Raw genomic sequence first — 20,476 nt, 5'->3', positions numbered from 1 at the left:
CACCGTTTACTCCCCCGGTTGTACTCCCCCGCCTGACCCTCGCAGCGCGTCGCGCAGCCAGTGGAAGGAGTCCTTGGGCGTGCGCTCCAGCGTCGCGTAGTCCACATGCACAAGACCGAAGCGCTGGGTGCAGCCTTCTGCCCATTCGAAGTTGTCCAGCAGCGACCAGACGAAGTACCCGCGTACGTCGATCCCTTCGGCGAGCGCCGTGTGCAGGGCACGCAAGTGGGCGTCGAGGAAGGCGATACGGCGCGTGTCCCGCGTGCGGTCCGGGTAGGCGCAGCCGTTCTCGGTGATCATGACGGGTGGCAGCCGCTCGCCGTACCGCTCGCGCAGGGTGCGCAGCGTCTCGGTGAGTCCTTCGGGGACCACGGCCCAGCCGAACCCGGTGCGCTCCCTGCCGGGTGTCTCGTGGAGGGCGAAGGGGAGTCCGTCGGGGAGGTGGATGCCCGCGAAGCCGCCGCCGGAGCCACCGGAGCCATCCGCGCCGGCGGAACCTGCGGCTCCGGCCACGGTCGGCTGGTAGTAGTTGACGCCGTACCAGTCGAGCGGCTCACTGATCGCCTTCAGGTCCTCCTCGACCGGCCCCGGCAGCAGCGCGGCCAACTCCGGGTCCGGGTAGCGCCCCAGCAGCAGCGGGTCGGCGAACAGCCGGTTGCTGAGCGTGTCGTAGAGCTCGGCGGCGCCGGTGTCCGCCGCGCTGCCGGACAGCGGCTGGACGGGACCGTGCGAGTTGGCGATGCCGATGGAGCGGGCACCGCGGGCCCGCAGCGCGCGGAGCGCCAGCCCGTGCCCGAGCAGTTGGTGGTGCGCGGCCGGCAGCGCGTCGAACAGCAGCTGTCTGCCGGGCGCGTGCACGCCGAGCCCGTAGCCGAGCAGGGTCACCTCGGCGGGCTCGTTGAGGGTGATCCAGTGCGCTACGCGGTCACCGAGGCGGGCGGCGACCGTATCGGCGTAGTCGGCGAACCGCTGCGCCGTCTCGCGCCGCAGCCAGCCGCCGCGCTCCTCCAGTGCGAGCGGGGTGTCCCAGTGGAAGAGGGTGGGCGCCGGCTGGATACCGGCTTCGCACAGGGTGTCGACGAGCCGGTCGTAGAAGTCGAGCCCCGGCGCGTTGACCTGTCCGCTGCCGGAGGGCAGCACGCGGGGCCAGGAGATGGAGAACCGGTAGGCGCCGACGCCGAGTTCGCGCAGCAGCGCCACGTCCTCGGGCCAGCGGTGGTAGTGGTCGGTGGTGACGCTCGCGTCGCTGCCGTCCTTGATCCGGCCGGGCCGGCGCACAAAGGCGTCCCAGGCCGAAGGCCCGCGCCCGTCCTCCTCCTGCGCGCCTTCGATCTGGAACGCGGAAGTGGAAACGCCCCACAGGAATCCGTCGGGGAAGGCGGGCAACGGCTGATGGCTCGTCATGCCGGGAGCTCACCAGCGTCCCGGCGGGGAGTCAATACCGCCGCGTAGCTTGGCAGTTCGCCTGCGGTTCCGACCCCGCCCGCCGGTTCCGCCCCTCGGGCGGGGCGCCCCTCGGACAGGGTGCCTCAGGACGGCGTACGCGCCTGGGCCAGCAGCCGGTCCACGTCCTCGGCGCCGATCTCCAGCGCCCGCCCGATGGTGGCCAGGACGTCGCGTTCGGCCGCGCAGTACACCCCGTCGGCCAGCGCGATCCGCGCCCCCTGCAGCAGCAGGCTCTCGCGGCCCGGCACGGCCAGGTGCGGGGTGAGCGGGGCGAGCGCCTCGTGCAGTTCGATCTCCAGGGTGATCCTGCCGTGGCCGTGCTGTCTGCTCTCGGCGGTCAGCACGGCGAGCAGCGCGGTCAGCTCCTCCTCGGTGCAGCCGGGGAAGCCCGCGGCGCGTACCGTCTCAGCGGCCGTCTCGCGGGCGGCGCGCGCGTCCGAGCCGCCGGCGGCCAGCACGGCGAGCGCCACGCTGTGCACGGCCTCGCGCAGCATGGTGGCGAGGCGTCCTGTGGTGGGCCGGTCGAGGGTGTCGGCGCCGAAGTGCCCCCGGCAGGCGACGCATTCGACGACGGGCCCCGAGAGGCCGCGCGGAATCAGCGGGAGACCCAGGAGGACGAACCGGCGCCGCCCGGTGCGCCTGCGGTAGCGGCGGTCGCCGCCGCAGGCAGGGCAGAAGAAGTCGCCGTCATCGAGGGTGCGCCAGCTCGTGCGGACCCCTGCGAGACGTACACGGAAGGGTCGTTGGCGCATGACCTCGCACCTCCATCACGATTCGGCAACGTCGCCGGGTGACGTGATATTAACCACAGCCGGGCGCCGGAGACAGCCCTTGGAGCCGTTTTCGGCCTCCCCAAGTCGCGTGTCGCCGACACCCGGAGGGTGACATTCCGTGCGGAATCCCTTACCCGGGGCCCTTACCCGCGGGGCCCGACGGCGCACCCGCGGGTCCCGCCGGTACGGCTCACCGCCGGTAGGCGCGGTTCACCGCGGAGACGGCCGCCTTGATGGAGGCCCGCACGATGTTGGCGTCGATGCCCACGCCCCACAGCACCTGGCCGCCGATGGCGCACTCGATGTAGGCGGCGGCCTGGGCGCCCACGCCCTCGCTCATGGTGTGCTCCACGTAGTCGAGCAGCCGCACGTCCACGTCGACGGCGTGCAGGGCGTCGAAGAAGGCGGCCAGCGGGCCGTTTCCGGTGCCGCTGAGCACCACCGGCTCGCCGTCGACCACGGCCTCGACGGTCAGCGCGTCGGCGCCCTCGCTGGTGGTGGAGGTCTGCGCGCCGCGCAGTGCGATGCGGCCCCAGCTCTTCTCGGGGGTCGGCAGGTACTCGTCCTGGAAGACCGCCCAGATGTCGGCGGGCGTGACCTCGCCGCCCTCGGCGTCGGTCTTCTCCTGGATGATCCTGGAGAACTCCACCTGCATCCTGCGGGGCAGGTCCAGGCTGTGCTCGCCCTTGAGGACGTAGGCGATACCGCCCTTGCCGGACTGCGAGTTGACGCGGATGACGGCCTCGTAGGAGCGGCCCACGTCCTTGGGGTCGATGGGCAGATACGGGACGGCCCACTCGACCTCGTCCACGCCCTTGCCCGCCTCGGCGGCGCGGGCCTCCATGGCGTCGAAGCCCTTCTTGATGGCGTCCTGGTGGGAGCCGGAGAAGGCGGTGTAGACCAGGTCACCCACGTACGGGTGGCGCGGGTGCACCTCCATCTGGTTGCAGTACTCGTAGGTGCGCCGGATCTCGTCGATCTGCGAGAAGTCGATCATCGGGTCGACGCCCTGGCTGAACAGGTTCATGCCCAGCGTCACCAGGTCGACGTTGCCGGTGCGCTCGCCCTGCCCGAACAGACAGCCCTCGACGCGGTCGGCGCCCGCCATCACGGCCAGCTCGGCGGCGGCCACGGCGGTGCCGCGGTCGTTGTGCGGGTGCACGGACAGACACACGTGCTCGCGGCGGCTCAGGTGCCGGCCCATCCACTCGAACCGGTCGGCGTGCGTGCTGGGCGTGGAGCGCTCGACGGTGGCGGGCAGGTTGAGGATGATCTCGCGGCCGTCCTCGGGCTGCCATACGTCCATGACGCCCTCGCAGACCTCCAGCGCGAAGTCCAGCTCGGTGTCGGTGAAGATCTCCGGGCTGTACTGGTAGCCGAAGACGGTGCGGTCGTCCAGCAGCTTCTCGGCGTACTCCATCACCAGCCGGGTGCCGTCCACGGCGATCTGCCTGACCTGGTCGCGGGTGCCGCGGAAGACGACCTCGCGGAAGACCGGGGCGGTGGCGTTGTACAGGTGGACCGTGGCGTGGTGGGCGCCCTTCAGCGACTCGACGGTCCGCTCGATCAGCTCCTCGCGGGCCTGGGTGAGGACGGAGATCGTCACGTCCTCGGGGATCGCGTCCTCCTCGATGATGGAGCGCACGAAGTCGAAGTCGGTCTGTCCCGAGGAGGGGAAGCCGACCTCGATCTCCTTGTAGCCCATCCGGACCAGCAGGTCGAACATCTCCCGCTTGCGGGCCGGGGACATCGGGTCGATCAGCGCCTGGTTGCCGTCCCGCAGGTCGGTGGACAGCCAGCGCGGTGCCTTGGTGATCCGGTTGTCCGGCCAGGTGCGGTCGGGCAGGTCGACGGCCTCGTACTGGCCGTACCGGCCTACCGGCATCCCGGAGGGGCGCTGGCGTACGGAGGCCGCGGTCAGCGGGGTGGCGCGGCCGATGGGGGCGTGCGTGGGGCGGGCAGGCTGGGCGGGCTGCTGGGATGTCATGGCGTTCGGCTCCTGTGAGGTAGCTGTTCCAAGACCGACGACAGCACTGAACTCCGCGGGGAGGGGGTCGGCCTTGCGGTGGCTACAGACCCTCGCCGCGGCAGCTAAGAAGAAGCAGCCCGAAACGCATGATGCTGGTCAGCATAACCGAGCCCCGAGCACCCGCCAGTGGCGTATCACCATGCGGATACGGGACATGCGGATACGGAACGCACCCCGAAGGGGCGCGGGGAACGGCGCGCATCAGCACACGGCACCGCCTCATCAGCACACGACCCGGCAAGCACCACCGTTTTACGCGAATCATGGCCGCAACCGGTGACAGCGCGGTAACTCAGTGCCACATTGCTAGCTATGAACGCACACCGCGCACACTCACCGCAGACACGTCCCGTCTTCTGCACGATCGTGCCGCCACACCTCCTCGACCAGCTCTCCAGGCACAGCGACGACGTCTTCTCCCTCCCGGCCCGGCGCACACTGGAGCGGGACGCGACCCAGCGCACCAGGCGCCAGATCGCCACCGTGCGTCACGGTCTCCTCGCGGCGGCACCGGCCACACCGGACGTCGACCCCGCCGACCGCAAGCCGCAGCGCACCATCTCCGACGCGGAGGGCAAGGAGCAGCTGCCCGGCAAGACGGTCCGCGAGGAGGGTGAGGAGCCTGTCCAGGACGCCTCGGTCAACCGCGCCTACGCGGGCCTGGGCGCCACCTTCGAGCTCTACCTGAGCGTCTACGACCGCTACTCCATCGACGGCGCGGGTCTCCCCCTGGACGCGACCGTGCACTACGGCGAGAAGTACGGCAACGCCTTCTGGGACGGCGAACGCATGGTGTTCGGGGACGGCGACGGCGAAGTCTTCCGCGACTTCACGCTGCCGGTCGACGTCATCGGCCACGAGCTGACCCACGGCGTGACGCAGTACTCCGCCAATCTGGAGTACCTCGGCCAGTCCGGAGCGCTCAACGAGTCGGTCTCCGACGTCTTCGGCTCGCTGATCAAACAGCACAGCCTGGGCCAGAGCGCGCAGGAGGCGGACTGGCTGATCGGCTCCGGCCTCTTCACCGACCAGGTGGAGGGCGAGGCCCTGCGCTCGATGAAGGCGCCGGGTACGGCCTACGACGACGACGTGCTCGGCAAGGACCCGCAGCCGGCCACGATGGAGGACTACGTCAACACCGGGGCCGACAACGGCGGGGTGCACATCAACTCCGGCATCCCCAACCACGCCTTCTACAAGCTCGCCGTCGACCTGGGCGGCAACGCCTGGGAACGTGCGGGCCAGATCTGGTACGACACCCTCACCGGCGGCTCGCTCCAGCCGGACACCGACTTCGCGGCCTTCGCCGCTGCGACCACCGAGGCGGCGAAGTCCCGCTACGGCGACGGCAGCGACGAGCACGAGGCGGTACGCAAGTGCTGGTCCGAGGTGGGTGTGACGGCGGACTGACGGCGCGCCGGGGGCTCGCTGACGGCGCACTCACGGCGCACTCGCGCCATCGGCCCGAAGCCGCCCTTCCGGCACTTAACGTGCGGCCGGGCGGCCGGGAAGATGGACGTATGCGTATCACTGTCCTTCGTACGGGTGGCTTCGGCGGGCTCTCCCGCCGGGCCACCCTGGAGACCACCGACCGGCCCGACGCCGAGGAGCTCGCGCGCCTGGCCGACCAGGCGGTGCGCGAGGGCCTCGCCGCGGCGCCGATGGGCGTACCCGACGGGTTCCACTACGAGGTGAGCATCGAGACCGGCACCTCGTCCGCCACCGCCCATTTCGCCGACCCCAAGCTCACCGAGGCGCAGTCGGCCCTGGTGAGAAAGGTGCTCAAGGAAGGGGCGTGAGCACCCTGCCCACCTGCCCTGACCCGGGTGCGGTCAGGGCAGGTAGTACATGGGGTTGGGCAGCTTGACCTTGCGGTCGGCGTGCCCGCCCTTCAGGTCGCTGTACTGGTCGCCGAAGTTGGCGAGGATGTCGTACCCCTGGTCCTCGATGTGCTCGCGGGTGCCCGACTTGTACTCGACGGTCGTGCAGTCGCTGCCGCACTCGAGGTAGGGCGGCGGGTGTTCCTCGTTCTTGAGGAAGAAGTGCTCCTTGTCGACGGGGTTCTTGTAGCCCGCCTTCTTGAGGTTCCGCACGCTCCAGTCGCGCTGGTACTCCTTGCGCCCGGTCACCAGGAACACCGTGATGCCCTTGCTGTGCGCCCAGTTGACCAGCTTCCGCATGCCGAAGACCGGGTCCATGTCCGTGGTGCGCAGGTACTCGTCCTGCGCCTTCGGGGTGAAGTGGTAGCCGATCTCGCGCTCGAAGTTGTAGGTGAGCAGCGTGGTGTCGTCCACGTCGAAGACGACCGCGGGCTTGTTCCGGGTGCCGTGCGCCGAGTCGTACTTGTGCAGCGCGCCTTCGAGGTCCTTGCGGGCCTTCGCGGCGATACCGCGGGTCTGCTTCGCGTAGTTGCTGTGCGGGGAGGCGTAGTGCTCGCCGTCCGGGGTCTCGATGTCGCCGTAGTACGCCTCGATCTTGGTCTTCACCTGGTCGAGGTTGGGGATCTCCTTGTCGGTCCTGGGCACCGCGTGCTCGGCCGTGGCCTGACCGACCCCGAAAAAGGCCGAGCCAGCGACGGCGGCTACGGCCACGAGCGGCAGAACTGAACGGAGAGGACGGGGCATTGAGCGGCTCCTCGCGGCAGCGGTTGTCTTTGGCAGGGTCATGAGAACCCGGCGGTTTCGGCGAACGTAGCAGCGCACTCAAGCCCCGATCTACGCGCGCAGATTCAACGATTCGCAAAATCCCGGCGGAAGCGCCCCGCCAGGGGCGCGGGGAACCACAGCGCTCCCGCAGCGGAGCGGACGTACGATGGGGCACACGCACCACGGCGTGACGGGGAACGTGCCCCGAAGGGGCGCGGGGAACTGCGCGCGCAACCACCACCCACCCGCAGGGGGCGAACGACCCACAGGGGCACCCCCTCCCCCCTGGGAGGGACTCGCCCGGCCCGCGAAACCACTATCGTGCGATGGCACGCCACACAGGCGCAGGGTGGGACCAGGGAGTCGTCGGTCACGGGGAAGGCACGGTGAGCACGGTGAGCACGCGCAGGACCCCCGGGGCGAGTCAGCGACACCCCGCACCCGGCCGCCCGGTACCGGCGAAGGGCTCCCCGCGGCAACCGCCCCGCGCGGCGCTCTCCCGACCACTGTTCGACCCGTTGGCGGCCGTCCGCGCCGCCAACGACCCGCGCTGGGACGTCTATCTGACCGGCACCGTCTTCCTCGACATCATCTTCACCGGACTCGACTCGGCACCCGTACGCGGCACCGAGTCCTGGGCCCGCGGCATGGGCTCCTCCCCCGGCGGCATCGCCAACATGGCCACCGCGCTGGCCCGGCTGGGGCTGCGTACCTCGCTCGCCGCCGCGTTCGGCGACGACATGTACGGCGACTACTGCCGCGAGGAGCTGGAGACCGGCGAGGGCATCGATCTCTCCCTCTCGCACACAGTCCCCGGCTGGCACTCGCCGGTCACCGTCTCGATGGCGTACGAGGGCGAACGCACGATGATCTCGCACGGCCACGAGGCGCCGCCCAAGAACGCCGCCACCGCCTACGACCCGGACGCGCCCGAGTGCCCGCCCCCGGCCACCGCCTGTGTCTCCTCACTGGTGCCCGGGCGCACGCAGGAGTGGATCGCGACGGCCGCGCGGCGCGGCAGCCGGATCTTCGCCGACGTCGGCTGGGACGAGACCGGCCGCTGGGACCTCGCGGCGCTGGCCGAACTGCCCGACTGCGAGGCGTTCCTGCCCAACGCGGCCGAGGCGATGCGCTACACCCGCGCCGAGACCCCGCAGGCCGCCGCGCACGCACTCGCCGAACACGTACCGGTGGCCGTCGTCACCATGGGTGCTGACGGTGCGTACGCCGTGGACGCACGGACCGGGGCCACCGCGAGCGTGCCGGGTATCCAGGTGGAGGCGCTGGACACCACCGGTGCAGGCGATGTGTTCGTCGCGGGCTTCGTCACCGGCAGCCTCGCCGGGTGGCCGCTGGCCGACCGGCTCGCCTTCGCCGGGCTGACCGCCGCGCTGTCCGTACAGGAGTTCGGCGGCTCGCTCTCGGCGCCCGGCTGGCCGGAGATCGCCGCCTGGTGGCGCGGAGCTGGGGCCGGCAACCCCGGTTGCCGGCACTACGGCTTTCTGGACCGCATCCTCACCAACTGCTCCGCCTCGACGCCGCCCCGCCGCGCGGTGCCCACCCTGGGCTTCCGCGAACGTGAGGACTGAGCCCCCTACGCCCGGGGCTGGTCACGGGGTGCCCCTGCGGTTCCGGCGGACGGAAAACCAGGCCGGCCCGGCCCAAGGGCGTCGTACCCTGGGAGCCGTAGCGAACAACACCGCAGCGAGGGAGATGAGCAGGCCCCAGAGGCCGCCCATGACGCAGACAACGCCACCCCAGGCCGGATCCGGGCAGGAGACAGCCCGCTTCACCGTGCCGCCCGCCCACCCGATGGTGACGGTGCTGGGCTCCGGAGACTCTCTGCTGCGCGTGATCGAGGACGCGTTCCCCGGTACGGACATCCATGTCCGGGGCAACGAGATCAGCGCCACGGGTAACCCCGCGGAGGTCGCCCTCGTCCAGCGCCTTTTCGACGAGATGATGCTGGTGCTCCGCGCCGGCCAGCCGATGACGGAGGACGCGGTGGAGCGCTCGATCTCCATGCTGCGCGCGCAGGAGAACGGCACGGGCGCCGTGGACGAGACGCCCGCCGAGGTGCTCACCCAGAACATCCTCTCCAACCGAGGCCGCACGATCCGCCCCAAGACGCTCAACCAGAAGCGCTATGTGGACGCGATCGACAAGCACACGGTCGTCTTCGGCATCGGCCCCGCCGGCACCGGCAAGACGTATCTCGCGATGGCCAAGGCGGTGCAGGCGCTCCAGGCCAAGCAGGTCACGCGCATCATCCTGACCCGGCCCGCGGTCGAGGCGGGCGAGCGGCTCGGCTATCTGCCGGGCACGCTCTACGAGAAGATCGACCCGTATCTGCGGCCGCTGTACGACGCGCTGCACGACATGCTCGACCCCGACTCCATCCCCCGGCTGATGGCCGCCGGGACGATCGAGGTGGCGCCGCTGGCATACATGCGGGGGCGTGCACAGCCGGTGTTCACCAAGGTGCTGACCCCGGACGGCTGGCGTCCTATCGGGGATCTCCAGGTCGGCGATCTGGTCGTCGGCTCCAACGGTGAGCCCACCCCCGTCCTCGGTGTCTACCCGCAGGGCGAGAAGGACATCTACCGCGTCACGGCCCAGGACGGCGCCTGGACTCTGGCCTGCGGCGAACACCTGTGGACGGTCCGAACCGCTTCGGACAAGCGCCGTAACAAGCCGTGGCGGGTCATGGAGACCCAGGAGATGATCGGCAACCTCCGCGCGGCGCATGCCCGCCGGTACGAGCTGCCGATGCTCACCGCACCGGTCCAGTTCCCCGAGCGCGAGGTCCCGATGGACCCGTACGCGCTGGGGCTGCTGCTCGGGGACGGCTGCATCACGGGGAAGACGACCCCGTCGTTCGCGACCGGGGACCCGGAGCTCGCAACCGCCCTGGAGGACGCCCTGCCCGGCACAATCGTGCGGCACAAGGGCGGCGTGGACTACGTGCTCAATCGGGTGCGGCGTCCTGGCGAGTCCATGCGCACCGAGAATCCGGTCACCGGGGCACTGCGGACGCTCGACCTGTTCGGCACGCGCTCGCACACGAAGCTCGTCCCGGACGCGTACCTCCACAACTCGGCCGAGGTCCGGCTCGCCCTCTTGCAGGGGCTGCTGGACGCAGACGGAGGACCTGTCACACAGGCCGACCGCACCTGCCGGATCCAGTTCTCAACCACGTCGATCGTGCTCCGCGACGACGTGATCGCACTGGTCCAGTCGCTGGGCGGGACAGCGTACGCGCGGCGGCGGCTGGCTGCGGGACGCAACCGGAGCACCGCCAGGGCTGCCCACCGGCGCGACGCCCACGTCCTCGACATCCGCCTGCCCGAAGGCGTCGAGCCCTTCCGTCTGGCCCGCAAGCGCGACGTGTACCACGCCGCCGGCGGCGGGCGGCCCATGCGGTTCATCGACTCCATCGAGCCGACGGGCCGTGAGGAGTGCGTGTGCATCCAGGTGGCGGCCGAGGACTCGCTTTACGTCACCCAGGACTACCTGCTCACGCACAACACGCTCAATGATGCGTTCATCATCCTGGACGAGGCGCAGAACACGAACCCCGAGCAGATGAAGATGTTCCTCACCCGGCTCGGCTTCGATTCCAAGATCGTGATCACCGGCGATGTGACCCAGATCGACCTGCCGGGCGGCACTAAGAGCGGGCTGCGCCAGGTCCGGGACATCCTGCAAGGCGTCGAGGACGTCCACTTCTCGCAGCTGACCAGCACGGACGTGGTCCGGCACAAGCTGGTGGGCCGTATCGTCGACGCGTACGACCGCTACGACAGCGCCCAGCAGGAGGCCGGTCAGGCCCAGGGCGACGGCGCGGGCGCGCAGGGGAACCGCGGCCACCGCAAGAGAAAGTAACCGGCACCCATCATGTCGATCGACGTCAACAACGAGTCCGGCCGCCGGCTCGACGAGGAGGCGGTGCTCGACATCGCCCGCTACTCACTGGCCCGGATGCGTATCCATCCGCTGTCGGAGCTGTCGGTGATCGCCGTCGATGCGGACACCATGGAGCAGCTGCACCGGCAGTGGATGGATCTGCCAGGGCCGACGGACGTGATGTCCTTCCCGATGGACGAGCTGCGTCCGCCGTCCCGGGACGAGGAGGAGCCCCCGCAGGGCCTGCTCGGTGACATCGTGCTGTGCCCGGAGGTCGCCGAGAAGCAGGGCGCCGACGCACCGACGAAGCACTCCATGGACGAGGAGCTGCAGCTGCTCACCGTGCACGGGGTGCTGCACCTGCTGGGCTACGACCACGAGGAGCCCGGCGAGCGGGCGGAGATGTTCGGTCTCCAGTCCGCGATCGTCGACGGCTGGCGCGCCGAGCGCGGACTGGCCGGGCCCTCACCCGCCCCCACGACGACATCGTGAGCGCTCCACTCGCCGCCGCCGTCGTCCTGCTGGTGATCGTGGCCTGGCTGGCCGCCTGCGCGGAGGCCGGACTGGCGCGTACGACCAGCTACCGGGCCCAGGAGGCGGTACGCCAGGGCCGCCGGGGCGGCGCCAAGCTGGCGGCGGTGGCCGCCGAGCCGACCCGCTACCTCAATCTGGCCCTGCTGCTGCGGGTGGCCTGCGAGGTGGCGGCCGGCTCGCTGGTGACGTACGTCTGTCTGCGCGGCATCGACGGGACGTGGCAGGCGCTGGCCGTCGCGATAGGGGTGATGGTCTTCGTCTCGTATGTGGCCATCGGCGTCTCGCCGCGCACCATCGGCCGCCAGCACCCGCTGAACACGGCCACGGCCGCCTCGTACGTACTGCTGCCGCTGGCCCGCATCCTGGGGCCTGTGCCGCAGCTGCTGATCCTGCTCGGCAACGCGCTCACCCCGGGGAAGGGCTTCCGCAAGGGACCGTTCGCCAGTGAGGCGGAGCTGCGCGCGATGGTGGACCTCGCGGAGCGGGAGTCGCTGATCGAGGCGGAGGAGCGGAAGATGGTGCACTCCGTCTTCCAGCTCGGCGACCGGCTGGTGCGCGAGGTGATGGTGCCGCGTACGGATCTGATCACCATCGAGCGGTTCAAGACGATCCGGCAGGCGCTGACACTGGCGCTGCGCTCGGGTTTCTCGCGGATCCCGGTGGTCGGGGAGAGCGAGGACGACGTCGTCGGCATCGTCTACCTCAAGGACCTGGCCAGGAAGGTGCACATCAGCAGGGACGCGGAGACCGAGCTGGTCTCCACCGCGATGCGGCCCGCCACCTTCGTGCCGGACACCAAGAACGCGGGCGATCTGCTGCGGGAGATGCAGAAGGACCGGATCCATGTCTCCGTGGTCATCGACGAGTACGGCGGCACGGCCGGGATCGTCACCATCGAGGACATCCTGGAGGAGATCGTCGGGGAGATCGCCGACGAGTACGACCGCGAGCTGCCGCCGGTCGAGGAGCTGGGCGAGGGGCGGTACCGGGTCACCGCGCGGCTGGACATCGGCGATCTGGGCGAGCTGTTCGGGCTGACGGGGCTGGACGACGAGGACGTGGAGACGGTCGGCGGGCTGCTGGCCAAGTCGCTGGGCCGGGTGCCGATCGCCGGTGCCACCACCACGGTCGATGTCTCCGAGGACCGCTCCGACCCCACCCTGACGGGGCTGCGGCTGACGGCCGAGTCCCCGGCGGGGCGCCGGAACAAGATCGTCACGGTCCTTGTGGAGCCGGTGCGGGAGCCGGTGGTCGGCGAGGGCGAGGAGAGCACCGCCCTCAGCGAGAGCTGACCGTCCGGCGGTCGGCGCCCCCGCGGCCGTCCGGGGGCCGGCCCCTGCGGGCCGCGTTCCGGGGTCAGCTCCCGCGGGCCGTTGCAGGGTCAGCTCTGGCCGAGGCGCAGCCTCTCCCACCTGGGCAGCCCCGCGACCACCAGGTCGTAGGAGTCCTCGATCATCTCCCGCACGGTCCGGTCGGGGAGACTCCCGTCGAGGAGCACCGTGTTCCAGTGGCGCTTGTTGAGGTGCCAGCCGGGGCGTACCGCCGGATGCGCCTCGCGCAGCTGCACCGCGATCTCCGGATCGCATTTGAGGCTCACCCGGAGCGGGTCCTCGTCCAGGGCGCTGAAGGCGAAGATCTTCTCCCTGACCTTGAACGTGGACAGCCCCGGATTCCCCGGGAAGGGAAAGTCCTCCCACGCACCGTTCTGCTCCAGGCAGCAGGCTCTGAGCTCTTCCGGCTTCATGGTGCTCAGCGTAGGGGTGAGGCTCCGGGCGGAGCGCACCGCTAGCGGCTCCGGCGGCGGCCCAGGGTGAGGGCTACCAGCGTGCCGATGGCGAGGAGGACGAGGGTGTCGGCGGCGAGGCCCAGCTTGATGCCTCCGAGGGTGGCGTCCGCCGCAGGGGTGCCGCCGTCCCTCAGGACCCCGGCCCAGCCGACGGACAGGGCGCTCAGCAGCGGGATGCCGAGGGCCAGGCCGAGCTGCATGGCGCTGGTGACCAGCGAGGTGGCGCGCCCCTGGTCGGCGTCGTCGAGGCCCGAGGTGGCGGTGACCCCGTAGGTGACGACGGCCACCAGGTGCAGCCCGCTGGCCAGCGATATGGCGACCACCACCAGCCACAGCCCGCTCTCCGTGCCCAGGCCCAGCAGCGCGGCCGTCAGCACGCCCTGGCCGAGCAGGCCGAGCGCGAGGGTGCGCGGGGCACCGATCCGGCGGGCGATCCGCGGGGCGAGCGCACCGCCCGCGACGGACGCGAGGCCCTGTACCCCGAAGACGAGCCCGGAGACGAGCGCGGAGACGCCCAGCAGATCCTGCAGGTAGAGCGTCATCAGGAAGACCACGGCGGTCATCATCGAGACGGTGGCCAGCCCGGCCAGGTTGCCGAAGGCGACGGAGGGGCGGCGCAGCATCCACAGCGGCAGCAGCGGCTCGGCACTGCGGGCCTCCACCCGGACGAACACGCCGAGCAGCAGCAGCCCGGCGACGATGGCGACCAGCACATCGGGCCGGGAGAAGCCCTCCTCGGCGGCGGTGGACAGCCCGTAGACGATACCGAAGAGCCCGCCGGTCACGGCCAGCGCGCCGGGGACGTCCAGCCGGGTGCGCTGCCCCCGGCTCTCGGTCAGCAGCCGGGGCGCGGCCAGCAGCACCAGCACGCCGCCCACCCCGAGCAGGCCCATGGTGGAGCGCCAGCCGAGGGTGTCGGTGAGGATGCCGCCGACGACCATGCCGACGGTGAAGCCCAGCGCCATCAGTGAGCCGTTGATGCTCAGCGCCTTGGTGCGCTTGGGGCCCTCGGCGAACGAGGTGGTGATCAGCGCCATGCCGGTGGGCACCAGCGCGGCGGCGCCGAGCCCCTGCAGGGCCCGGCCGGCCAGGAAGAGCGGCGCGTTGGGCGCGAGCGCCGCCAGCACCGAGGCGCCGGTGAAGAGGGCCAGCCCGGTCAGGAACGTACGGCGCCGGCCCAGTTTGTCGCCCAGGCGGCCGAAGAGCAGCAGAAAACTGCCGGTGGGCAGCGCGAACGCGGTCACGGCCCACTGCAGTCCCGCCTCGCCCAGCCCGAGGTCGGGGCCGAGGACGGGCAGCGCGACATTCAGTACGGAGAAGTCGAGCGCGACCAGGAACTGCGAGGCGCACAGCACCACCAGCAGCAGGATCTCGCGCGGGGTGAAGCGGTGGGAGCCGGTCGTGACTTGGGACCGGGCGGAATCGGAACGGACGGAAACGGTGTCGGTGACCGGCTCGGGCGCGGTCGTCTCCGGTACGGAAGCGGTCGTTGGCATGGTCACAGCCTGCTGGCGCGGAACAGACCGTGGGGAGCTGCTGTTTATGGTGGTGCCCGCACCACCACTCAGGGAGGGGATCAGGTGGCCAGTGCCGCGAGGAGTCGACCGGAGAAGTCCCGGCGGGGTGAGGAGCTGCGCACATTCCTGCGCTCCCGCCGGGCCCGGGTCTCCCCCGCCGAGGCCGGGCTGCCGGACGGGGGTGCCCGGCGCAGGACCCCGGGGCTGCGCCGCGAGGAGGTGGCGGTGCTCGCCGGCGTGGGTGCCTCCTGGTACCAGTGGCTGGAGCAGGGCCGGGACATCACCGTCTCGCCGCAGGTGCTGGACGCGGTGGCGCGGGTGCTGCGGATGAGCACCACCGAGCGGCGGCACCTGTACGTCCTGGCGGGCCTCAACCCGCCGCTGCCCAGCTCCGAGTACGACCGCGACTATCTGTGCGACGGGATGCAGCGGCTGATGGACGGCTGGATGCCGTACCCGGCGCACATCATGGACCCGTACTTCAGCGCTGTCGGGCTGAACGAGGCGGCGCGGCTGACGTTCGACCTGGAGCCGCAGAAGAACTGCATCATCAACTTCTTCTGCGACGGCCGCTACCGCGCCCGCTCCAAGAGCTGGGAGCAGAACGCCCCGGGCGTCGTCGCCGAGCTGCGCGCCTCGCTGGCGGAGTGGCCCGAGGACGAGGGGTTCCAGCTGCTGCTGGAGGAACTGCTGGAGAACAGCACCGAGTTCCGCGAGCTGTGGGAGCTGGGCGATGTGTGCCGCGCAGGGCAGCGGATCAAGGAGCTGGACCACCCGCTGGTGGGCGCGCTGCACTTCGAGTCGACGACGCTGCAGGTGCCGGCCCGCCCCGACCTCAGGCTCATCCTGCACAACCCGGTGCCCGGCACCGGCACGGCGGAGAAGCTCCAGCGGCTGACCGAGCCGGATGTACGGCGTGCGGCGATGCGCAAGGTCGCGGGCTGAGACACCCGGCAGCGATGTCGGCGGCACCGCATATGCTCGCGGTCATGAGTGACCAGAGCACCGCCGGGCTGGATCCGGAAGACCGCAAGATCGTCACCCTGGCGCGCAGCGCCCGCGCCCGCAACGCCGTCCCGGAGGGTGCCGCCGTACGGGACGAGACGGGGCGCACCTACGTCGCGGGGTCGGTCGCCCTGCCCTCGCTCCAGCTGTCCGCGCTGCGCACGGCGGTCGCGATGGCGGTGGCCTCCGGCGCCACATCCCTGGAGGCGGCAGCCGTCGTCTCGGACACCGAGCAGGTCCCCGCCGAGGACCTGGCAACCGTACGCGACCTGGGCGGCCCCGCCACCCCGGTCCTCCTCGCGGGCCCGGACGGCGAGGTGCACCTGACGGTGACAGCGGGCTGAGCACAGGCAGGGGCCAGGCGTCCGGTCAGGGGCGCGGGGCTGTGTCGATATGCGGCTCCGCCGCGTGGGCGCGACCAGCCTGGGGGTACCCCCTGCTCGAAGAGCTCGGGGGAGCACCCGCAGCCTGCAAGCGACAGACAGGGGCACCCCCCTCATCACCGGGACAAGAGCACCAAGCATCAGGCAGCGACGCCGTACCCCCACTCACCGGCTCCCGCAGTCAGGGACAATGGTCGTCATGAACGCATCTTCTGCCACCGCCAGCGGCACCGACGACCGCGCCAAAGGCGGCCTCCCTCACGAAGACCGACCGCACAGGTCGGGCTTCGCCTGCTTCGTCGGCCGCCCGAACGCGGGCAAGTCGACGTTGACCAACGCGCTGGTGGGCACGAAGGTCGCGATCACCTCCACCCGGCCGCAGACGACCCGGCACACGGTGCGCGGCATCGTGCACCGCCCGGAAGCACAGCTCGTCCTCGTGGACACCCCGGGCCTGCACAAGCCCCGCACCCTGCTCGGCGAACGCCTCAACGACGTGGTGCGCACCACCTGGGCCGAGGTCGACGTGATCGGCTTCTGCGTACCGGCCGACCAGAAGATCGGCCCGGGTGACCGCTTCATCGCGGGCGAGCTGGCCGAGCTGAAGAAGCGCACGCCGAAGGTCGCCGTCGTCACCAAGAGCGATCTCGTCACCAGCGAGGCCCTCGCCGAGCAGCTGCTCGCCGTCGACCAGCTCGGGCGGGAGCTGGGCATCGAGTGGGCGGAGATCGTCCCGGTCTCCGCCACCGAGGGCTCCCAGGTGGACCTGCTGGCGGAGCTGCTGGTTCCGCTGCTGCCCGAGGGCCCGCCGCTGTATCCGGACGGCGATCTGACGGACGAGCCCGAGCAGGTGATGGTCGCCGAGCTGATCCGCGAGGCGGCGCTGGAGGGCGTACGGGACGAGCTGCCGCACTCGATCGCGGTGGTGGTCGAGGAGATGGTGCCCCGCGAGGACCGTCCCGCCGACCGCCCGCTGCTGGACATCCACGCCAACATCTTCATCGAGCGCCCCAGCCAGAAGGGCATCGTCATCGGCCCCAAGGGCAAGCGCCTCAAGGAGGTCGGCAGCACGTCGCGGCGGCACATCGAGGCGCTGCTGGGGACGCCCGTCTATCTCGATCTGCATGTCAAGGTCGCCAAGGACTGGCAGCGCGACCCCAAGCAGCTGCGCCGGCTCGGTTTCTGAGCGGGCGCAACCGCGCCCGGGGCCAGGTGCCGGCCCCGGCGCTCACGTGCGCTTGGGCACCGGGATGCGCAGCAGATCGCGGGCCGCGGTCAGTTCGCCCTCGAACCCGGCGGCGCGGGCCTCGGCGGCGAACAGGGCGGTGTCCGGGTAGCGCTGCGAGAAGTGCGTCAGCACCAGATGCCGTACGCCCGCTTCGGCGGCGACCCGGCCTGCCTGAAAAGCGGTCAGGTGCCCGGAGATCTCGGCCAGTTCCTCGTCGGCCTGCAGGAACGTCGACTCGATGACGAGCATGTCGCAGCCGTCAGCCAGCTCGTAAACCCCCTCGCACAGCCGGGTGTCCATGACGAAGGCGAAGCGCTGGCCCCGCCGTGGCTCGCTGACCTCCTCCAGCCGCACCCCGCGCAGCTCACCCTCGCGCTGGAGCCGCCCCACGTCCGGGCCGCTGATGCCGCGCTCCGCCAGCAGTCCGGGCAGCATCCGGCGCGCGTCGGGCTCCGTCAAGCGGTACCCGAAGGTGTCGATACGGTGCGAGAGGGGGCGCGCCTCCAGGGTGAACGGCAACTGCGGCTCCTGCGCGCCGCCCGCGATCACTCCGGGCCCGGTGATGGGCGCCTCGCGCAGCCGCACCGTGTCGTGGAACGGCGTGGCATGGCGCAGCCGCTCGAAGTAGTGCCGCCCAGTGGCTGGAAAGTGCGCCGTCACCTCGTGCGGCACCCCGTCGAGGCTCATGTGCTGGATGACGCCGGGCAGCCCGAGCGTGTGGTCCCCGTGGAAGTGGGTCAGACAGATACGGGTCAGATCGTGCGCCGCGACGGAGGTGTGCAGCATCTGCCGCTGGGTGCCCTCACCCGGGTCGAAGAGGATGCCCTCGCCGTCCCACAGCAGGACGTGCCCGTTGTGGTTGCGCTCCCTGGTGGGCACCTGGCTGGCGGTACCCAGCACGACCAGCTCTCGTACCGACAACCCGCCTCACCGCCTCATCCGGGCGGCCATTCGAGGCCACGGCCCCCGAGAACGTGCGCGTGTGCGTGGAAGACCGTCTGGCCCGCACCCGAGCCGGTGTTGAAGACCACGCGGTACCCGGTGCCCGGGCCGCCCTGCGGCACGGCGATCTTCTCCATCGCCGCCACCTCACCGGCCTCCCGCACCACATCGGCGATCAGCTGCGGAGAGGCCGCCGCGAGGGAGGCCGCGTCCGGGTAGTGCGCCCGCGGAATCACCAGCACGTGGGTGGGCGCCTGCGGGTTGATGTCCCGGAAGGCGACGGTCGTCTCGGTCTCCCGCACCACCGTCGCGGGCACCTCACCAGCGACAATCTTGCAGAACAGACAGTCCTGCTGCGGTTCTCCGTTGGAAGCCATGCCGGGATGTTACCCGAGCGCCCGGTGGGGCCCCGGCGTCCCGGACGGCCCCTCAGCTCCAACGGCCGCAGCGGGCCAGCACCACAGCGGCGGCGGCCGTTCCCGCGGTGGAGGTCCGCAACACGCTCGGCCCCAGCCGGAACGGGGTCGCACCGGCCTCGGCGAACAGCTCCAGCTCCTCCGGAGCCACCCCGCCCTCGGGGCCGACGACCAGCACGATCTGGCCTTCCGCCGGCAACTCGGCGGTGGCCAGCGGCGTGCTGCCCTCCTCGTGCAGCACGCCGGCGAAGTCGGCGGACCTCAGCAGCCCGGCGACGTCCTTCGACGACGCGAGGTCGGCCACCTCGGGGAAGCGCAGCCGCCGCGCCTGCTTCCCCGCCTCCCGCGCCGTGTTCCGCCACTTGGCGAGCGCCTTGGCCGCCCGCTCGCCCTTCCACCGGGTCACGGCGCGCGAAGCCGCCCACGGCACGACGGCGTCCACACCCGTCTCCGTCATCGTCTCCACCGCCAACTCCCCCCGGTCCCCCTTGGGAAGCGCCTGTACGACGGTGATCCGGGGGCGCGGTTCCGGTTCGTCGACGAGCTCGCGGACGGCCACTTCCAGCCGGTCCTTGCCCTCGGCTGCGGTCACGCTTCCGTACGCGCCGGTTCCGGCGCCGTCCGTCAGTACGACCTCCTCCCCCGGACGCAGCCTGCGTACCGAGACGGCATGCCGCCCCTCAGCCCCTTCGAGTACCACCGTGCCGGGGCGCAGCAGCGCGGAGTCGGCGAGGAAGACCGGCGCGCTCACGCGGGCACCTCCCTCAGTGCCGTACGGGCCTCGGCGAGCTCGGCGGCCAGCACCTCCACCAGCTGCCCGGCGGGCAACTCCCGTGCCAGCCGGTGCCCCTGACCCGCCCACAGGGCCATCGCCTGCGGGTCTCCGGCCTTCGCCGCTGCCTTGCGCAGCCCTGCCGTCAGATAGTGCAGCTGCGGGTAGGCCGCGGGCGCGTAGGGGCCGTGCTCGCGTACGAAGCGGTTGACCAGTCCCCGCGCGGGGCGGCCCGAGAAGGCCCGGGTCAGCTCGGTACGGGTGAACAGCGGGTTGGTCAGCGCCTGTTTGTGCAGCGGGTGGGCGCCGGACTCCTCGGTGGCCAGAAACGCGGTGCCCAACTGCGCCGCGACCGCTCCGGCCGCGAGTACGGCGGCGATCTGCTCCGCGCGCATCAGCCCGCCCGCGGCGACCACAGGCAGCTGCACGGCCTCTCTGACCTGCGTGATCAGCGACAGCAGCCCGATGCCGGCGCTGCCCCGGTCGCTCTCCGGGTCGTCGCGGTGCGTGCCCTGGTGGCCGCCCGCCTCCGTGCCCTGCACACACACGGCGTGCGCACCGGCCGCCTGCACCGCGCGGGCCTCCGGCACCGAAGTGGCGGTGACCAGGGTGCGGGTGCCCAGCCGGGCGAACCGTTCCAGCACCTCGCGGGTGGGGCAGCCGAAGTGGAAGGAGACCACCGGAACCGGGTCGTCGCAGAGGATCGCCAGCTTCGCCTCGTACGCGTCGTCCGTCATGCAGTCGGTGTCGCCCAGCTCCGTCTCGTACCAGGTGGCCTCGCCCGCGAGCTGTTCGCGGTAGACGACCACCGCGGACGGGTCGGCGGTGCGGGGCTGCGGCATGAAGACGTTGACCCCGAACGGGCGTCCGGTGAGCCGCCGCAGCTGCCGGATCTCCTCGTACATGGCCTCCGGCGTCTTGTACCCCGCGGCGAGGAACCCCAGGCCCCCCGCCTCGCTCACCGCTGCGGCCAGCTCAGGCCGGGAGGCCCCGCCTGCCATCGGTGCCTGGATGACGGGGTGCGCAGTCAGCTCGGAGAGCGAAGGCGGCGAGGTGGACATGCCCACATCCTGTCACGCCCCCATCACAGCCCC

At 71.3% G+C, this 20,476-nt stretch carries 19 protein-coding genes; 9 read left to right on the top strand and 10 right to left on the bottom strand.

The window, feature by feature from the left end; translation table 11 throughout:
- Positions 1-6: 6 nt before the first annotated feature.
- From ITI46_RS18735 to leuA, 3 genes are all read right to left on the bottom strand, one after another.
- On the bottom strand, positions 7-1,404 hold the full coding sequence (locus ITI46_RS18735; protein ID WP_209240804.1) for a glycoside hydrolase family 1 protein: 1,398 nt from the start codon (positions 1,402-1,404) through the stop codon (positions 7-9).
- 125 nt (positions 1,405-1,529) lie between these two features.
- Entirely contained in the window at positions 1,530-2,198 is a 669-nt protein-coding gene (locus tag ITI46_RS18730; protein ID WP_209240803.1) for a TerB family tellurite resistance protein, read from the bottom strand.
- Between the two features lie 211 nt (positions 2,199-2,409).
- Positions 2,410-4,206 (bottom strand): 2-isopropylmalate synthase, encoded by a 1,797-nt coding sequence (gene leuA, locus ITI46_RS18725; RefSeq protein WP_209240802.1) that lies wholly within the window; start codon positions 4,204-4,206, stop codon positions 2,410-2,412.
- A 354-nt stretch (positions 4,207-4,560) separates the two neighbouring features.
- Here leuA and ITI46_RS18720 point away from each other — a divergent pair, with 354 nt between their 5' ends.
- On the top strand, positions 4,561-5,658 hold the full coding sequence (locus ITI46_RS18720; RefSeq protein WP_209240801.1) for a M4 family metallopeptidase: 1,098 nt from the start codon (positions 4,561-4,563) through the stop codon (positions 5,656-5,658).
- A gap of 110 nt (positions 5,659-5,768) precedes the next feature.
- Positions 5,769-6,047, top strand: a complete 279-nt coding sequence (locus ITI46_RS18715) for a protealysin inhibitor emfourin (RefSeq protein ID WP_209240800.1) — start codon at positions 5,769-5,771, stop codon at positions 6,045-6,047.
- 33 nt (positions 6,048-6,080) lie between these two features.
- Here ITI46_RS18715 and ITI46_RS18710 read toward each other — a convergent pair whose 3' ends face one another.
- Positions 6,081-6,872, bottom strand: coding sequence for an HAD family acid phosphatase (locus tag ITI46_RS18710; protein ID WP_209240799.1), 792 nt, complete (start codon positions 6,870-6,872; stop codon positions 6,081-6,083).
- Between the two features lie 407 nt (positions 6,873-7,279).
- Between ITI46_RS18710 and ITI46_RS18705 the strand changes: the two genes are divergently transcribed.
- From ITI46_RS18705 to ITI46_RS18690, 4 genes are all read left to right on the top strand, one after another.
- A complete protein-coding gene (locus tag ITI46_RS18705; RefSeq protein ID WP_209240813.1) occupies positions 7,280-8,482 on the top strand; it encodes a carbohydrate kinase family protein in 1,203 nt (400 codons plus the stop codon).
- Positions 8,483-8,630: 148 nt separating this feature from the next.
- Positions 8,631-10,778 (top strand): PhoH family protein, encoded by a 2,148-nt coding sequence (locus tag ITI46_RS18700; RefSeq protein WP_247746198.1) that lies wholly within the window; start codon positions 8,631-8,633, stop codon positions 10,776-10,778.
- A 12-nt stretch (positions 10,779-10,790) separates the two neighbouring features.
- Positions 10,791-11,291 (top strand): rRNA maturation RNase YbeY, encoded by a 501-nt coding sequence (ybeY, locus tag ITI46_RS18695; RefSeq protein ID WP_209240798.1) that lies wholly within the window; start codon positions 10,791-10,793, stop codon positions 11,289-11,291.
- Complete coding sequence (locus ITI46_RS18690; RefSeq protein WP_209240797.1) at positions 11,288-12,625, top strand: hemolysin family protein; 1,338 nt, start codon at positions 11,288-11,290, stop codon at positions 12,623-12,625. Before ybeY ends, ITI46_RS18690 begins: the two co-directional genes overlap by 4 nt.
- An 89-nt stretch (positions 12,626-12,714) precedes the next feature.
- On the opposite strand, the gene ITI46_RS18685 is transcribed toward ITI46_RS18690, so the two are convergent.
- Positions 12,715-13,077: an MmcQ/YjbR family DNA-binding protein gene (locus tag ITI46_RS18685; protein ID WP_209240796.1), complete on the bottom strand. Its 363-nt coding sequence runs from the start codon at positions 13,075-13,077 to the stop codon at positions 12,715-12,717.
- Between the two features lie 41 nt (positions 13,078-13,118).
- On the bottom strand, positions 13,119-14,615 hold the full coding sequence (locus ITI46_RS18680; protein ID WP_247746197.1) for an MFS transporter: 1,497 nt from the start codon (positions 14,613-14,615) through the stop codon (positions 13,119-13,121).
- 84 nt (positions 14,616-14,699) lie between these two features.
- On the opposite strand from ITI46_RS18680, the gene ITI46_RS18675 reads away from it, so the two are divergent.
- From ITI46_RS18675 to era, 3 genes are all read left to right on the top strand, one after another.
- On the top strand, positions 14,700-15,581 hold the full coding sequence (locus ITI46_RS18675) for a helix-turn-helix transcriptional regulator (RefSeq protein ID WP_209240794.1): 882 nt from the start codon (positions 14,700-14,702) through the stop codon (positions 15,579-15,581).
- Positions 15,582-15,613: 32 nt separating this feature from the next.
- Entirely contained in the window at positions 15,614-15,985 is a 372-nt protein-coding gene (locus tag ITI46_RS18670; RefSeq protein WP_372451998.1) for a cytidine deaminase-like protein, read from the top strand.
- A gap of 238 nt (positions 15,986-16,223) precedes the next feature.
- Positions 16,224-17,210 carry a GTPase Era gene (era, locus tag ITI46_RS18665; protein WP_247746196.1) on the top strand — a complete coding sequence of 329 codons (987 nt, stop codon included), beginning with the start codon at positions 16,224-16,226 and terminating at the stop codon, positions 17,208-17,210.
- Between the two features lie 42 nt (positions 17,211-17,252).
- Here era and ITI46_RS18660 read toward each other — a convergent pair whose 3' ends face one another.
- Genes ITI46_RS18660 through ITI46_RS18645 form a run of 4 tightly spaced genes read right to left on the bottom strand, consistent with a single transcriptional unit; the run spans position 17,253 to position 20,443 of the window.
- The gene (locus ITI46_RS18660) at positions 17,253-18,173 is read right to left on the bottom strand and encodes a ribonuclease Z (protein ID WP_209240791.1); all 921 of its coding nucleotides are present in this window, start codon (positions 18,171-18,173) and stop codon (positions 17,253-17,255) included.
- A 14-nt stretch (positions 18,174-18,187) separates the two neighbouring features.
- The gene (locus ITI46_RS18655) at positions 18,188-18,571 is read right to left on the bottom strand and encodes a histidine triad nucleotide-binding protein (protein ID WP_209240790.1); all 384 of its coding nucleotides are present in this window, start codon (positions 18,569-18,571) and stop codon (positions 18,188-18,190) included.
- A gap of 52 nt (positions 18,572-18,623) precedes the next feature.
- A complete protein-coding gene (locus ITI46_RS18650; RefSeq protein ID WP_209240789.1) occupies positions 18,624-19,361 on the bottom strand; it encodes a 16S rRNA (uracil(1498)-N(3))-methyltransferase in 738 nt (245 codons plus the stop codon).
- A complete protein-coding gene (locus tag ITI46_RS18645) occupies positions 19,358-20,443 on the bottom strand; it encodes a nitronate monooxygenase (protein ID WP_209240788.1) in 1,086 nt (361 codons plus the stop codon). The genes ITI46_RS18650 and ITI46_RS18645 overlap by 4 nt, the downstream gene beginning before the upstream one ends.
- Between the last annotated feature and the right edge of the window lie 33 nt (positions 20,444-20,476).

Origin of the sequence: Streptomyces oryzae, from assembly GCF_017676365.1 — a bacterium.
Taxonomy (GTDB): Bacteria; Actinomycetota; Actinomycetes; order Streptomycetales; family Streptomycetaceae; genus Streptomyces; species Streptomyces oryzae.
The sequence above is the reverse complement of the archived record's forward strand: the minus strand, read 5'-3'. Positions and strand labels throughout refer to the sequence as shown.

What these genes read in the sequence shown, in the direction of transcription:
- ITI46_RS18735 (WP_209240804.1), bottom strand. Translation starts at nt 1,404, where the DNA reads ATGACGAGCCATCAGCCGTTGCCCGCCTTCCCCGACGGATTCCTGTGG.
- ITI46_RS18730 (WP_209240803.1), bottom strand. Translation starts at nt 2,198, where the DNA reads ATGCGCCAACGACCCTTCCGTGTACGTCTCGCAGGGGTCCGCACGAGC.
- leuA (WP_209240802.1), bottom strand. Translation starts at nt 4,206, where the DNA reads ATGACATCCCAGCAGCCCGCCCAGCCTGCCCGCCCCACGCACGCCCCC.
- ITI46_RS18720 (WP_209240801.1), top strand. Translation starts at nt 4,561, where the DNA reads ATGAACGCACACCGCGCACACTCACCGCAGACACGTCCCGTCTTCTGC.
- ITI46_RS18715 (WP_209240800.1), top strand. Translation starts at nt 5,769, where the DNA reads ATGCGTATCACTGTCCTTCGTACGGGTGGCTTCGGCGGGCTCTCCCGC.
- ITI46_RS18710 (WP_209240799.1), bottom strand. Translation starts at nt 6,872, where the DNA reads ATGCCCCGTCCTCTCCGTTCAGTTCTGCCGCTCGTGGCCGTAGCCGCC.
- ITI46_RS18700 (WP_247746198.1), top strand. Translation starts at nt 8,631, where the DNA reads ATGACGCAGACAACGCCACCCCAGGCCGGATCCGGGCAGGAGACAGCC.
- ybeY (WP_209240798.1), top strand. Translation starts at nt 10,791, where the DNA reads ATGTCGATCGACGTCAACAACGAGTCCGGCCGCCGGCTCGACGAGGAG.
- ITI46_RS18685 (WP_209240796.1), bottom strand. Translation starts at nt 13,077, where the DNA reads ATGAAGCCGGAAGAGCTCAGAGCCTGCTGCCTGGAGCAGAACGGTGCG.
- ITI46_RS18680 (WP_247746197.1), bottom strand. Translation starts at nt 14,615, where the DNA reads ATGCCAACGACCGCTTCCGTACCGGAGACGACCGCGCCCGAGCCGGTC.
- ITI46_RS18670 (WP_372451998.1), top strand. Translation starts at nt 15,614, where the DNA reads ATGCTCGCGGTCATGAGTGACCAGAGCACCGCCGGGCTGGATCCGGAA.
- era (WP_247746196.1), top strand. Translation starts at nt 16,224, where the DNA reads ATGAACGCATCTTCTGCCACCGCCAGCGGCACCGACGACCGCGCCAAA.
- ITI46_RS18655 (WP_209240790.1), bottom strand. Translation starts at nt 18,571, where the DNA reads ATGGCTTCCAACGGAGAACCGCAGCAGGACTGTCTGTTCTGCAAGATT.
- ITI46_RS18645 (WP_209240788.1), bottom strand. Translation starts at nt 20,443, where the DNA reads ATGTCCACCTCGCCGCCTTCGCTCTCCGAGCTGACTGCGCACCCCGTC.